General features: G+C 42.9%; 16 protein-coding genes. All 16 read right to left on the minus strand.

Translation table 11 applies throughout. From position 1 onward, the window contains the following. Window positions 1–74: 74 nt before the first annotated feature. On the minus strand, window positions 75–401 hold the full coding sequence (locus tag HFU86_RS17035) for a DMT family transporter (RefSeq protein WP_036949254.1): 327 nt from the start codon (window positions 399–401) through the stop codon (window positions 75–77). Window positions 402–419: 18 nt separating this feature from the next. After that, window positions 420–833, minus strand: a complete 414-nt coding sequence (locus HFU86_RS17040) for a DMT family transporter (protein WP_036949253.1) — start codon at window positions 831–833, stop codon at window positions 420–422. A 52-nt stretch (window positions 834–885) separates the two neighbouring features. Continuing rightward, complete coding sequence (locus HFU86_RS17045) at window positions 886–1,569, minus strand: hypothetical protein (protein ID WP_132496459.1); 684 nt, start codon at window positions 1,567–1,569, stop codon at window positions 886–888. A 22-nt stretch (window positions 1,570–1,591) separates the two neighbouring features. Next, a complete protein-coding gene (locus HFU86_RS17050) occupies window positions 1,592–2,236 on the minus strand; it encodes a phosphate propanoyltransferase (protein WP_036949251.1) in 645 nt (214 codons plus the stop codon). Beyond that, window positions 2,233–2,625, minus strand: a complete 393-nt coding sequence (locus tag HFU86_RS17055) for a BMC domain-containing protein (RefSeq protein ID WP_132496458.1) — start codon at window positions 2,623–2,625, stop codon at window positions 2,233–2,235. The genes HFU86_RS17050 and HFU86_RS17055 overlap by 4 nt, the downstream gene beginning before the upstream one ends. 13 nt (window positions 2,626–2,638) lie before the next feature. Beyond that, window positions 2,639–3,589: a choline TMA-lyase-activating enzyme gene (gene cutD, locus HFU86_RS17060; protein ID WP_132496489.1), complete on the minus strand. Its 951-nt coding sequence runs from the start codon at window positions 3,587–3,589 to the stop codon at window positions 2,639–2,641. An 83-nt stretch (window positions 3,590–3,672) separates the two neighbouring features. Then, a complete protein-coding gene (cutC, locus tag HFU86_RS17065) occupies window positions 3,673–7,104 on the minus strand; it encodes a choline trimethylamine-lyase (RefSeq protein WP_187129713.1) in 3,432 nt (1,143 codons plus the stop codon). A gap of 59 nt (window positions 7,105–7,163) precedes the next feature. After that, a complete protein-coding gene (locus HFU86_RS17070; RefSeq protein WP_187129714.1) occupies window positions 7,164–8,294 on the minus strand; it encodes a 1-propanol dehydrogenase PduQ in 1,131 nt (376 codons plus the stop codon). A 7-nt stretch (window positions 8,295–8,301) separates the two neighbouring features. Continuing rightward, window positions 8,302–8,565, minus strand: a complete 264-nt coding sequence (locus HFU86_RS17075; protein ID WP_036949246.1) for a EutN/CcmL family microcompartment protein — start codon at window positions 8,563–8,565, stop codon at window positions 8,302–8,304. A gap of 25 nt (window positions 8,566–8,590) precedes the next feature. Further along, complete coding sequence (locus HFU86_RS17080; protein ID WP_187129715.1) at window positions 8,591–10,228, minus strand: acetaldehyde dehydrogenase (acetylating); 1,638 nt, start codon at window positions 10,226–10,228, stop codon at window positions 8,591–8,593. A gap of 69 nt (window positions 10,229–10,297) precedes the next feature. Further along, window positions 10,298–10,576 (minus strand): BMC domain-containing protein, encoded by a 279-nt coding sequence (locus HFU86_RS17085; RefSeq protein WP_006658501.1) that lies wholly within the window; start codon window positions 10,574–10,576, stop codon window positions 10,298–10,300. A gap of 15 nt (window positions 10,577–10,591) precedes the next feature. Then, window positions 10,592–10,876 (minus strand): BMC domain-containing protein, encoded by a 285-nt coding sequence (locus HFU86_RS17090; protein WP_006658500.1) that lies wholly within the window; start codon window positions 10,874–10,876, stop codon window positions 10,592–10,594. A 16-nt stretch (window positions 10,877–10,892) separates the two neighbouring features. Then, window positions 10,893–11,171 (minus strand): BMC domain-containing protein, encoded by a 279-nt coding sequence (locus tag HFU86_RS17095; protein WP_004249182.1) that lies wholly within the window; start codon window positions 11,169–11,171, stop codon window positions 10,893–10,895. 621 nt (window positions 11,172–11,792) lie between these two features. Continuing rightward, on the minus strand, window positions 11,793–12,293 hold the full coding sequence (locus HFU86_RS17100; protein WP_132496455.1) for a FidL-like protein: 501 nt from the start codon (window positions 12,291–12,293) through the stop codon (window positions 11,793–11,795). Further along, window positions 12,290–13,132, minus strand: coding sequence for a transcriptional regulator (locus HFU86_RS17105; protein WP_187129716.1), 843 nt, complete (start codon window positions 13,130–13,132; stop codon window positions 12,290–12,292). The genes HFU86_RS17100 and HFU86_RS17105 overlap by 4 nt, the downstream gene beginning before the upstream one ends. A 42-nt stretch (window positions 13,133–13,174) precedes the next feature. Next, window positions 13,175–13,747, minus strand: coding sequence for a TetR/AcrR family transcriptional regulator (locus tag HFU86_RS17110; protein ID WP_132496453.1), 573 nt, complete (start codon window positions 13,745–13,747; stop codon window positions 13,175–13,177). Window positions 13,748–14,057 lie beyond the last annotated feature (310 nt).

The raw sequence follows: 14,057 nt of genomic DNA on the forward strand, positions 1-14,057 counted from the left end.
GTGAAACAGTCATTGATTATCACCTGATAATGGCAGGCAATAATCAATGGGTACAAGAGAGATAAAACGTGAAGTTACATATTTGAAAAAGTATTCATAATGATGCCGCCGGAGATAATTAATCCCATCGCGAAGACGGCTGGTACGTCTGGTTTTTGTTTATATAAAATCATCGAAACTAACGTCACACCGACAATACCAAACCCACACCATAGAGAATACGCAACCCCAACAGGGATATACCCCATTGCACGTGTTAACGCGAAATAGCACAGGCAATAAGCCACAATCACTAAAATTGATGGGCCTAATTTGCTAAAGCTATTGGTTTTTTTGATCATCGATGTACCCGTGATTTCTGAACCAATTGATAATGCCAACCATAAAAATCCAGTAAACATAATATTTCTCTCTTCTTATTAATGAGCAACTTTGTTGGTTGAAGACAGTGACGCATCCGAATTTTCAGCCGGTTCCGCCTCATCCGAGCCCATTTTAGAAAACAGGTTCATAATCACGATCCCAGAGGCAATAACCCCCATCCCAATCATTGCCGCCATATCGGGGTGCTGCCCATAAAACAACATACCTAAAGTTGAAACCATCAAAATACCGGTACCCGACCAAGTCGCATATGCTAACCCAACTGGAATATATTTTACTGCGCGGGAAAGAGAGTAATAACAGATAACATAAAGAATCACTATCAGACCTAATAATAATGATTTAGTTGTTCCTTCACTATTATCGAACATTTTCAATGTGGATGTTGCTGAGGTTTCAGAAATAATAACCGCTAGCATCCAAAGCCATGATTTTGCTTTAGAAGACATAGATAATACTCCTACATAGATAGACGTTTAAAATATTAAATTGAAATAAAATTTATTTTTTTAGAGACTTTAAATAATCCATTGCCGAATCTGTTAATTTATTTTTATTTAGGGAATATTCCTTTGGGTCATTCATTACTTCTCTCAAAGTAATATAGCGATTCTGGTCTATTTTATTTTCACTCGATATCTCATTATTTTTAATGAGCATTTTATTTTCAATATTATTAAATGTATCGAATTGAATACCTAATGAGATAGCCTTATTTATATTCTCTTTAATAAGGCGGTTATAATGTTCATTTTTATTCAAACCTAATATTTGGTTCAAATCACTGTCAGGGCAGCAATGATATTTCAATGCCATAATAGGAATATTTCGAGAAAGTGTTTGGATGATAATTTCGCTCTCTTCGCTAATTGCCAACCCATTCACGACTTCATTCAGTACTTTAGTTCCTATAAAAGGGAGAAAAACCCCATGAAGCTCTGCGAGTTTTTCCATATTAAAGGTATGAATATCAAAACATTGCCCAATTTCTTTCCATTGATTTATCGTCGATTGCGTTAGCATCTCCTTGGTGGCATAGAAAGAAAAAGACATTGAAGGTAACTGCAATAAACGCTGATAAACCGCCTGTTGATAGTCTTGGCTTGGGGACAATAACACCAATACTCGCCGTTTCAGCTGTTGCAGTACCTGTAACACTATCTGCTCAATCATTTTTTCGTTCATATTGCCACCGCTCGTTTAGTCCTTAGCTGACAACAAACACGCTGTCACTGTTACGTAACCCTGCCGCATTTGCTTCATCTGTATCAATATGAAATTCCAGAGAAAACCTTGCATCCACTCGAACAACTACCTCATCAAATACGAGGCTACGTTCCCCTTCAGTGCGAACACATACTCTCTGTCCATTGGAAACATTTAGCGACCTAGCATCCATTAAATTCATGTGAATATGGCGCTGAGCGCAAATGACTTGTTCACAAAGATTAACGTGCCCTGCGGGGCCAATTAACAACGCACTCCCCGATTGATTTAAATCTCCAGATTCACGTACTGGCGCTTTAATACCTAATGCAAAACAGTCTGCTTTCGAGACTTCCAGTTGAGTGGTTGGTCGTGTTGGCCCTAGCACTCGCACTTTACTGATCGACCCTTTAGGTCCAACCACCATCACACACTCTTTTGCCGCAAATTGACCTGGTTGCTTCAAATCTTTAAATGGCGTCAGTTGATAACCTTCACCAAAAAGCGCGGTAACATCTTCTTGCGAAAGATGGACATGACGGTTCGAAACCCCCACAGGGATAGCAATGGGGCTATCAATCATTGAGGCTGGGTTTGACATAGCTAAGCGAGACAGAATTTTTCCCATCAGCTGCTGGTTTATCATGATTTTTTCCCTTTACGCACGTCAGCTTTTGGCTCCACCGCGGCAGTCTCGACAGTCATCGTCACAGGCGCCTCAACTGCCGGTTTTTCAACACTGTTCTCTTCTTCGCTCGCTTTATTCTTAGTGGATAACAGCTGGGTGATCACTCGCTCTTCTGGGCGAGCAATGACTAATGTGCCTTTTAATAGGTCTTGATGGCTGATAACCGATGCACCATGATCAACGGCGGTTCTTACTGCACTAATTTCCCCCTGAAAACAGACAGAAACTAAACCAGAACCGATTTTACGATAGCCAACAATCTCGACACTCGCCGCTTTGCATGCAGCATCTGCAGCTTGTATTGCTGATGTCAGCCCGTAAGTCTCAATGACGCCTAAACTTTTCATTTTTCTCTCCTACTTAGTGACGAACCAGTCGAATATCGAAATCGAATTTTTTAAAGAAAGCCTCTAATTGATCTAACTCTTCCACGCTGTAGGTTGGATCTTTCTTGATGGGATAAATCATGTCGAGCTTGTCGTATTTTCCACGACCAAGCTGGTGATAAGGCAGAATATCAATTCGACTTAAATTGCCGCGTTTCGACAATTCCATGGCGTATTCAATTGCGCCTGTTATTGCATCAAAAGAATCGTTATATCCGCGAACTAAAGGCATGCGCATCACCACATTTGCCCCTAGTTCCATTAATCTTTCGAGGTTACGACGCACATTTTCATTACCAATACCAAACAGGTTTTTGTGCTCAACGGTATCGATATGTTTAACATCAAACAAGAATAGGTCGACAACTTCGGCTAACTTTTCATAATTCGCTAATGACGTTGTACCTTGTGTTTCAATCGCAGTATTGATCATCATTTTTTTGCATTCACGCAAAAGCTCAACGGCAAAATCTGTCTGTAAACTCATTTCACCGCCACCAATCGTGACACCACCACCAGAGGAAATATAAAAATCGTAGTCCTGCATGATGATCTCCATCATTTCAGAAACCGTGACATCTTTTCCCATAATGTCTAGCGCATCAGAAATGCACACTTCCTCACATTTACGGCAACCGATGCAGTCAATACTACGATTCACGCGGTGGACGGCTTCCCCTTGTTCATTGGTGGTCATGTAATGGATCCCCGCAGGGCAAACATCCACACACTTCCCACACCCAACGCATTTATCGTGGGAAAACATCACTTGGAACTGGCTACTTAGCCCTTCAGGGTTAGCGCACCAAGGGCAACGAATATTGCATCCTTTAAGAAAAATCAGGGTTCGAATGCCATCACCGTCATAAATTGAGTATTTCTGGATATTAAATATCCGCCCTCTGATTTCTGCCGCTGTGTTCATCATTGCATCTCCAAAACAGTTTCAAACTTATTGTTTTTATTATGTACGGTGGGAATAGCAGCCTATCCCCACCCAGATTTGGTTTAGAATTTCTCAATCACGGTACGGCTGATGATTTCGTCCTGAACCTCTTTACATAACTCAACGAAGTAAGCACTGTAGCCAGCAACACGAACGATTAAGTCACGATATTTCTCAGGTTCTTGCTGTGCTTTTTTCAGCATTTCGTTATCAACGTAGCTGAACTGCATTTGACCGTTACCCAAAATAGATGCTGTTCTTAACAACGTGATTAACCCATTGCGACCTTCTGGTGTATCCAATAAGCCTTTTAAGAACTTAAAGTTATGCACCATACCGATGTTCATCGTTTCCACGTTCATCTTACTGATGGATTTAATAATTGCCGTTGGGCCTTGTTTATCTGCCCCTTGAGTTGGGCTGATCCCATCTGACAACGGCATCCACGCTAAACGACCATTCGCAGTCGCGGCGGTTAGCTCGCCAATCGGTGTGTTGTTAGAAATGGATAATGTGCCGTGACTCAATGTGGAATACAGCATGTCGTACTTACGGCACTCGCGTTCAGTCCATTCAGTAATATCCAATGCATATTGGTCGACATAGTTGTCATCATTACCGAACTTAGGTGCATTCAGGCAATCACGACGTAACTCTTCATAACCTTCAAAGTTGGCAAGCAGACCATCACGCACTTGCTCTAAGGTATAGCGCCCCTCTTCATAAACCACTTTGCGAATAGCCGCCATTGAGTCAACGTAAGTTGCTAGACCAGAGAAAATCAGCCCCGGACCGTGGTTAATCATTGCACCACCAGCCGCAACATCTTTCCCTTTCTCCATACAACCTTCCACCAGCAAAGACATCAATGGTTTTGGCGCGACATCACGGTGAACACGCTGACTGATGACCGTACCAATCGCCGACAGGCGAACAATATGGGCAATTTGCGCTTTCACGGCATTATCGAAATCTTCAAAGGTTTTCAGGTTACGCAGATCCCCGGTATCTAAACCTTGGTGGCTATCAAACAGCACCATCCGACCACGGTTCAGAACAAACTCAATGGCGATTGGCCACTGGGTGTAACCCGTTGATGTCCACTGATAAATTCGACCTGATTTTTGTGGTTCCACGCAGCCCATTAAGCAATAGTCGCGAGCATCTTCAAAATCAAAGCCTTTACGCAGCATCATTTTGATATGGGAATCGTCAAAGTGACAGGCAGGGAAGCCCATACCGGCTTTCACTACATCCACGATTTTTTCCATATATTTTTGTGGAGATTGGTTATGAATACGGCATGCTAATGATGGCTGATAAACTTTCACAAAGCGGACTGCATCCATAATTAAGTACGTTAAATCATTACACGCATCACCACCCGAGCGTTTTTGTCCACCCACAGTTAAGTTGATAAATGGCTGATATCCAGCGAAATATTTAGCGCCCAGCTCACTGGACATCCACATTAATTCCGCACATTTGATGATAAACGCCTGCATCATTTCCAGTGCTTGGTCTTGAGTTAAACGACCAGATTGAATATCGCTTTCATACATTGGGAAACAGTATTGGTCTAAACGACCTAATGATAATCCTGTTTGGTTTTCTTCAATTTCAAACAAGGATTCCACAGTCCAAATGCTTTGCAGTGCTTCTTGCAATGTTTTTGGTGGATTCGCCGGTACATTTTCGTTCACTTGAGCAATTGTCAGTAACTCTTCACGACGTTTCTGATCTGTCTCTTGTGAAGCCAGTTCACGAGCGTGCTCAGCGATACGATGCGCATAAGCCACTACACCTTCACAGGTTTCAATCGAAGCTTTATAGAAATAGATGCGGTCGATATCATCTGGATTTTGCATGCTTAACTCAGCCAGTTTTGCCTGAGCATCCGCTTTAATCCCATTCATACCTTTGGTGAAAAGTAATACGTCATAACCAGGGCAAGTGTCGCCGCCGCCATTGATTTGATGATAAGACAAGTCACTCACAAAGGTTTCGCCGCTGAATTCCCAAACCCCAGCTTCACGATATTGCGCTTCACAAATTTCATCCAGAGAACGACCTTCCCAGAATGGCGCGATTTCTTCACGAATCACTTTTTTATCTTCTTCGGAGATCACAAATGGATCTTGTGGGCGGGTGCTCATCGTATCGAGTTCATCTACCACCCAACGCCATGCAATATCAGGTGAAAATGCACCTGCACGCGCTTTACCACATGGGTGACCGACAATCAGCTCTTCAGGCTGAATCAAGATAGGCGCAGTTTCACACGCACGACGGAACGCTTTTGCACGTAATAAAATCGGCGGTAAACCAGGGTTATTCTTCACCACTTCGGTAAAAGCTAATGCGCGATAGATAGACACGCTTGGACGCGCCTCTAGATAACGGTTACGCAAACGCTGTAAGCGAGGCGTTAGCCCTTCCATCACTTTGAATTCATTATCTTGTTGAGCCGATGGTGTCACATAACTGGCTGAAGCCGCAGAATATTGAGGCTGCGTGCTTGCTTGACCGCAATATAAACGGACTTTTAACCCAGCATTAATTGCACTGATATTTTCATGAGCAGAAAGCATCATCGCGGAAAGTTCGTTGATGCAGACTTGCGGATCATTAAGGTAGACTCCGCCTTTAAGTGCATCAAACATTGGATAACCATCAATGGCACGCGTTGCACGCACTTCTGACAACTCAGCCAGTTTTAGCCATAAGCTTTCAACAATCTCGTAAGCCTGTTGTTGAGTTAATCGACCTTGTTCAATATCGCGCTGATAGAATGGATAAACGGCTTTGTCGAAGCCCATTGGGTTCACGGCATAGCTGCCATTTTCTAAATGCAAAATCAGTTGTAATAGGTAGAACGCTTGGCAAGCTTCTTTAAAGGTTTGTGCTGGTTTTGCAGGCACTTGGCGTAATACTTCCGCGCTTTCTTGTAATTCAGCACGACGATATGGGTTAGCTTCTGTGGCCGCAAGATTTTCTGCTCTTACTGCTAAGGCGTTTGCAAAATGGATAGCAGCATCACAGGCATAAATTGCCGCACGGCAGTTATTTGCCTCATCGATACTATTACGGCTAACGGCACTGCCAATATTTCTGACGCGGTTTTCTAGCTGGTTTTTAATTTCGGCAAACCCGACATTCAGGACGACTAAATAATCCGGTGCGGCGATTGTGCTATCACCCGCTAAAAACTCATAAATACTCTGGCTGTGTACTTCATCTTCCGTATGGAAGATTGCACCACGAGGTGTTGAAGATTGGCTACCAATAATCAATTCATCTTGTGCAATAAAAGCGGGGAAATTACGAATAAACTCATAAAAACGCTGAGCGGGTTTAATCGCTTGAGGCGCCCCTGTTAATTGATTTCTGACAGTTTCAAGAATGTTGGCACGTTCGGTAATGATTGAGCAATTGCGAGCACTTAAACGTTCAGCCAGTGTTTTTACACGTGGGGTCAAAGCATATTTGGCCATGTTAGCCTCTCCTGATGTTCTTTCTAGTTCGTTATTCATCACATAAAAAGCGTTAACTATTAAAAAGACTGTCTGTACAGTGCTTCTAGCTGCTTTTCATTTACGTCCCGTGGATTAGTCGGAGTGCAACTATCGCGTAACGCCTGTCCAACCATTTCCCCTAAACGGGCATTAAAATCAGTTTCATTGACGCCTGTAGCGTGAATGCCTTTCGGCATATTCATTTCATCTTTCAATACGTTGATTGCCATAATTAAGCTCTCAACGCCTTCACGTATATTTGAAGCAGGTAAATTAAGTTTTCTGGCTAAATCGGCATAACGCTTCGCCGCGTTGGTTTCACAGCACCCTTCCAGACCCGCGTTAAACGCCACCACTTGAGCCATCAATAGCGCATTCGCGCGACCATGTGGAATGTGGAACACGCCGCCAAGTGCGTGCGCTAAGCTATGAGTGATCCCAAGGGATGCGTTGGTAAATGCCATTCCTGCAATACACGATGCGTTATGCATTTTTTCACGAGCCACTAAGTTACTGCCGTCGCGATAGCAATCTATTAAGTGAGCAAACACCAACTGAACGGCTTTTTCGGCAAGCGCATCTGAAAAGTCAGAGGCACTGCGTGAAACATAAGCTTCTAGGGCATGGCATAGCACATCCATTCCCGTATCTGCCGTGATAGCGGCAGGGACTGACTTCACTAAAACAGGGTCTAAAATCGCCACATCGGGCAACATAAACTCATCAACCAATACCAACTTCTCAGAATTAGACTTGATCACTGAAAAAGACGTGACTTCAGAGCCTGTTCCGCTGGTTGTCGGAATAGCCACAAAATGAGGTTTGGCTCTATGGCTGTCTTGGCGGGTATGCCATAGGGAGTAAATAACCGCTTTTGCCGCATCAATCACCGAACCACCGCCCAGTGCAATCACTAAATCTGGATATTGGCTATCCATGATTTTCATGCCTTTTACGATGGATGAGATTTCTGGATCCGGTACTACATCGTCATACAGAGAAAACGAAATTCCCTGTTGAGATAATCGATGAATCACTTCGTCAGCTAACCCAAATTTCACCATTGCTTTATCGGTTACGATAAACGCGTGCTGGGCGTTAACCTGAGATAAATAATCCAAAGCATTCGCACCAAATTGCACCCTTGGTTTAATCAAAAACTGGTTCATGCGTTATTTACTCCCTACCGTCTCGATACACTTTTTCAACAATGGCAACCACGGACATAGCTTTGTATTTGTCTTTATTCAATGCGAAGTACTCTTCCGCCAGAACAAGGTCATTAATACCTGCGCCTACACTGTCCACCGCAACATACGTTTTGTCCTTCAACGGTTTGAGATCATCGCCAAGCGCCGTGATCATCAGTAAATTACTGCCACTAAGCTCTTGGCATTTCTGCGTTGCGACAACATGCCCTATTACCTTTGCCAAAATCATGATTTACCCGCCTTATCTCAATGAATTACTTATTTAGGCGTCCGAGAACGGCCTTAATAATCTGCTCGACATTCTCTTCCGTGATATCCCCATGAGTGGCAACCGCTTCAACAACATCAGCATGACTCACTGCATTAGCAAATCGGTTATCTGCAGCGCTATTACTCTGAGCTTTTACTGGTTGAGCCTGACGAAAACGGTCATCATCGAGAATGCTGACAGACGCTTGATTTCCATGCCCAGTAGGTGCAATTGGCGATGTTGAGTAAGCCGGAGCACTCACTGGTGCGGGTTGTCTCAAATCATCAATGGAACGCACGCCATAACCGACTTTACGGATATTGAGCAAGTTCATCGGACCGACGTTGTCAGAACTAGAACCACCTCCAATCGCTCCACATCCTAATGTCAGCGCTGGCGTAATATTGGTGGTTGCACCAATTCCACCCAGTGCAGCTGGTGTATTAATCAAAATACGGTTAACCGGTTTTTCGAGAGAAAACTGACGAATAACATCTTCATTTTGCGTGTGGATCACCAGCGTGTGTCCTAAGCCTTCGTTAGTCAGCAAATCAACAACGCGATGGCATGCAGAGCGCCAATCCTCTTCAACATACATGCCTAAGATTGGGCACAGTTTTTCCCGTGAATACGGGTTTTTCGGTGAGACGGTGTCTTGTAATGCAATTAATACTCGCGTGTTAGCAGGAACACTAAAGCCTGCACGTTGGCTCAACGTAATCGCATCTTTTCCGACGACTTCAGGGTTAATCGTGCCATTCGCTCTCAGTAGCATGGAAGCCATACGTTTCGCTTCATCTTCATTCATGAAGTAAGCGCCTTGAGCTAATAATTCGCGGTGAACGTCGTTGTAAATACAGCGTTCTACAATGATGGATTGCTCTGATGCGCAAATCACACCGTTATCAAACGTTTTGCTGGTAATAATGTCACTGACTGCTTTTTTGATATCCGCGCTACGTTCAATGAAAGCAGGACCGTTGCCAGGACCACCACTGATTGTTGGTGTGCCAGATGCATAAGCGGCGCGTACCATGCCTTCCCCACCCGTTGCCAGAATGAGAGAAACATCTTTGCTGTGCATTAATTCTTTTGTCGCTTCCAGTGTCAGCATCGTCACGCCATCGACGATACCTGCTGGCGCACCCGCTTCAAGAGCCGCTTTTTTTACGATATCAAGCGTTCTAAAACTACATGCTTTCGCGTTTGGGTGGGGGGAGAAGACGATTGCGTTACCGGCTTTCAAGGCAATCAATGTTTTATAGATAATGGTTGAGGTTGGGTTAGTCGAAGGCACCAGTGCCGTGATCACCCCTAACGGAACACCCACATCCATAACTTTATTGATTTTGTCATCATTAATGATGCCAACTGTTTTCAGATCTTTAATATGTTCATACACACGCACTGAAGCGAACGTATTTTTCAGGACCTTGTCTTGCCACTTCCCAAAACCCGTCTCTTCATTCGCCATTTTTGCTAACTCTTCTGCATGACGAGCAGATTCTGTCGCAATGTGTTTAACAATACTGTCGATTTTCTCCTGCGAAAAAGTCGCAAAGATTTTTTGTGCTTGTTTCGCATTTCTAACCAGCTCTCTAGCCAGTTGTCTGGATTGCAGATCTTTATCTAATGCAACCATGTCTTCCCCCGTACCGGAGTCAAAAGATTAAACTTACTAATTTATTGTTTTATCTAATACTTCTAATGATTAAGCTTTGTGCTGCTGCGCAATTTTGCCGATATCATTGTGTGGTCTTGCTATCACACGAGAAGTCACCACGGTGCCAACACGCTTCGCAGCTTCGACACCGGATTCGACCGCAGCATTAACGGCACCCACATCGCCTTTTACCATGGCAGTGACGAGTCCAGAGCCCACATTTTCATAGCCGATTAGCTCGACGTTAGCGGCTTTGCACATTGCATCAGCAGCTTCGATACACGCCACTAAACCTTTGGTTTCAATTAAGCCAAGAGCTTCTTTCATAAGTAAATTTCCTATTTATTCTGCGACTTTATACTGAGAGACAATTTTTTGGATGTCGCTGTGTGGACGAGCGATAACCAGAGAGGTCACGACGGTGCCAATGCGAGATGCAGATTCAACGCCAGAATCAACTGCCGCTTTAACTGCGCCAACATCCCCTTTCACCATGGCGGTGACTAACCCAGAACCCACATTTTCATAGCCAATCAGCACCACGTTAGCGGCTTTACACATCGCATCAGCTGCTTCGATACAAGCAACGAGTCCTTGTGTTTCAATAAGACCTAATGCATCACCCATATTTCCCCCGCAAACGCTATGCTTTATGTTTAATCACGATTTTGTTGATATCGTTATGTGGACGGGCGATGACTAACGATGTCACCACTTCACCAACACGCTGTGCAGATTCAACACCGGAATCTACTGCCGCTTTTACTGCGCCAACATCACCTTTCACCATGGCAGTCACGAGACCAGAACCCACGTTTTCATAGCCGATTAGCTCGACGTTAGCGGCTTTGCACATTGCATCAGCTGCTTCAATACAAGCCACCAAACCTTTTGTTTCAATAAGTCCTAATGCATCACCCATTGTTGTTTCCTCCAAGGAAGCCGTTACGTTTTTCTCTACCCGCAGCACCTAAGAGCCATGTTCCAGAACGTTGATGCCTCTTAACTGTGAGTAAACATTTATGCCAATTGAGTCTGCGTGGTGATTAATTGAACGCAGCTTTTGGCTTCAAAATCACTATAACCCCCAAAAAATAAAACAAAATATAAATCCATGAAGTGTCGATAATTAGAATAAAAATCCATGATTTATAATTAATAGGCAGTCAATTCACACCTCTATGCTGATAAACTGAAAAATTCACGTATCTATCTGGTGGAAGAACAAACCATAAATGCGGATAACAGGTTTATTGGAGGAATGGTTAACAAGATGTGATTGAGCTGATGCGAGAAGGTAATTTGGTCAATAATAAGTGTGGTTTGCCTCACGCCCGAGCCATAAGCTAATGAGAGATGGGAAGATAACAATATAAGAAGAAAGGAAATTGCTGTGTTTTATGAGGCACGCCGCGCGATAGCACTGATTGCCAGGCAGTAAAAGCCGCATCAACTTGCTAGTTAAAGTTGTGCCGTAAATCAATAGGAATGAATGTGTGGATAAGCCCCCAAGCGGTATGGACTATCAATCAAGTCCACGCGCTTATTTAGGCGTACAGATAAATAAAGGGGAATTAATGGAACTCAAGAGTAGCGCTTTATCATTGAGTTTTTGGGCATTGATAAATAAGCCGTCATGGCTATCTGACATTTCCCGCATAAAATAATCAAAAATTACATTAGGGGATTCATCAATTGAGGAAGCACTGGCTTCCCAGTGGCTAATATTATAGTGCTGTTCCGTTGGCGAAATACGTTTGCTGGTGTATTTGAATTTGACATATCGTTGTAAATAAAGCCATCCGGCGCTGGAGGTGGTATATCCCTCGACAACAATAGAGCCTTCGCCTTTCGCCCCAAAATTAAAGTGAATATTACCGTTAACGTTTTCATCCTTCATATTCTCAAAACGCATAATCCCCTTGGTTGAACACGCCATTTGACCGGAATTTTTATTGGCCAATACAACTGACTGTGTATAAATCACAACACACGCAAAGATCAGCGCACTCACGAGACATAATAGCTTTCCCGATATTTTCATTGTGGCTTCCAAGAATAATAAAAATAATTATCACAATAACTAAATGGATTAGATTCATTGGCAGCGCAATGAGCGAGAAAGACGCGCCCTAAACCATTTTTTTGTAATTTATCCCCATAAAAGAAGACAAAACGCTCTTTATCATTACACGCCAAATTTAAATTCTTTCTAACTTTATCAAAGTTTTGCACGTAGTTATCAGCCACAAAAGCATTAATCATTTTTTCATTAGATAACACATCGCAGCTGGTATGTTCTAACGTTGGCAAAATCATTGGCGCGGAGGGCTGAGATGAAAAATAGCTCATCGCTGCCAATAAAATGGAGCAACATAAAAAAGCCGCACTGGCTAGATACCAGCAAATTTCACGTTTCTGTTTTGGTAATGAATGCGGTAATTTTTCGGAAGGAGATTCGGTAGGTTTAGTCTCTAAGGAAGGCGCCAGAACCACTTCGGCTTTTTGTATTTCACTCAGGCTGTTTAATAAGCGTGTGGTATTGAGCGTCTCTTCATCGAGTAATTCCAATAAAATCTCAGAATTAAACTCTAAACGCCCACGTGCAACGGTGACAATAATATTTTCAATGCCATATTGTCGAAATGTTTTCCTTAGCAAACTGAGATACTGGTTTAAATTACTGTTTGATGAGACCAGACCATTATCATCCCAAACCGCCTTAAGTACTTCATCACGAGAAACTACGCCTTTTTTTTGAATCAAATAGAATAAGAGTGCATTAGCCGTAATAGACAGCCGAGTATCCACCTCATCTTTTTTTAAAGATAAAGTGCCATCAACAGCATCATAAATAATGAAGGCATTGATTTTATATTTCATTATCGCCTCATTGTATGTTTAGACGTATTTTCCCTTGGAAAACTAACCCATTTCTTCAAACGAAATTTGTGTTAACCGCTGAATGATGGCATTACGTTCTTGGCTCGATAATGTAGGACCTTCCGTTAACGCAGATAACCACAGTCCGTCGGCGGCATAGCGCACTAAAGCTCCCAAATAGCCATTATCAAATGCATCACCTTGGGCTAGGTGCCCTAACATCCAATCACGCCAGCATTTACGCAACACGGGCTCTGTGGGCATAGCCAATGATAAAAGTGCGAGCTGAAAACTTTCATCGGAGTCTTTAAGCTCGCCAACGTAGTGCAAATAGGCGCGAGAAAATCGCCCATAAGGATCGGAATCATTCGCCATAATGGCGGCAATACGCACGTCCATAATGTCTAATAGCTGGATAAACAATGCATGAATAAGTTCTTGTTTACTGGGGAAATGGTGCATTAATCCCCCTTTGCTCACACCCGCCTCTCTGGCAACAGCATTCAGCGAAAGCGCCGCAATACCTTCTCGACCAGCGATTATCCTAGCTGCCTTTAGCAACTCTTCTTGTCGTTTGATTGGATCTTTTTTTCTTGGATGCGCGAGTGTGTTCATGGGGATGAATAATACCGACCAGTCGGTATGTTCTATTTTGACTCGAATCAATGAAGAGAATATTGAGAGGAATTAAATACGAATAGTGTAATTGAGGTCACAGTATTCTTTTTTAGCCACCCTAAATCACAAAGTTAATTTGAAAATATAAACAAATAACGCAATGAATTTCCTGCAATTTACAATTGGATAAAATTAAATTTAACTTAATTTATTTTTAATGAATTTTATTATGCTAAATTATTAAAGAAATTCCTATTCCAAAGAAAATATGCGAACTCGTTGTATTTTCACAACATAAGAAGAGGTT

This window comes from Providencia sp. JUb39, assembly GCF_012272845.1.
GTDB lineage: Bacteria > Pseudomonadota > Gammaproteobacteria > Enterobacterales > Enterobacteriaceae > Providencia > Providencia lanzhouensis.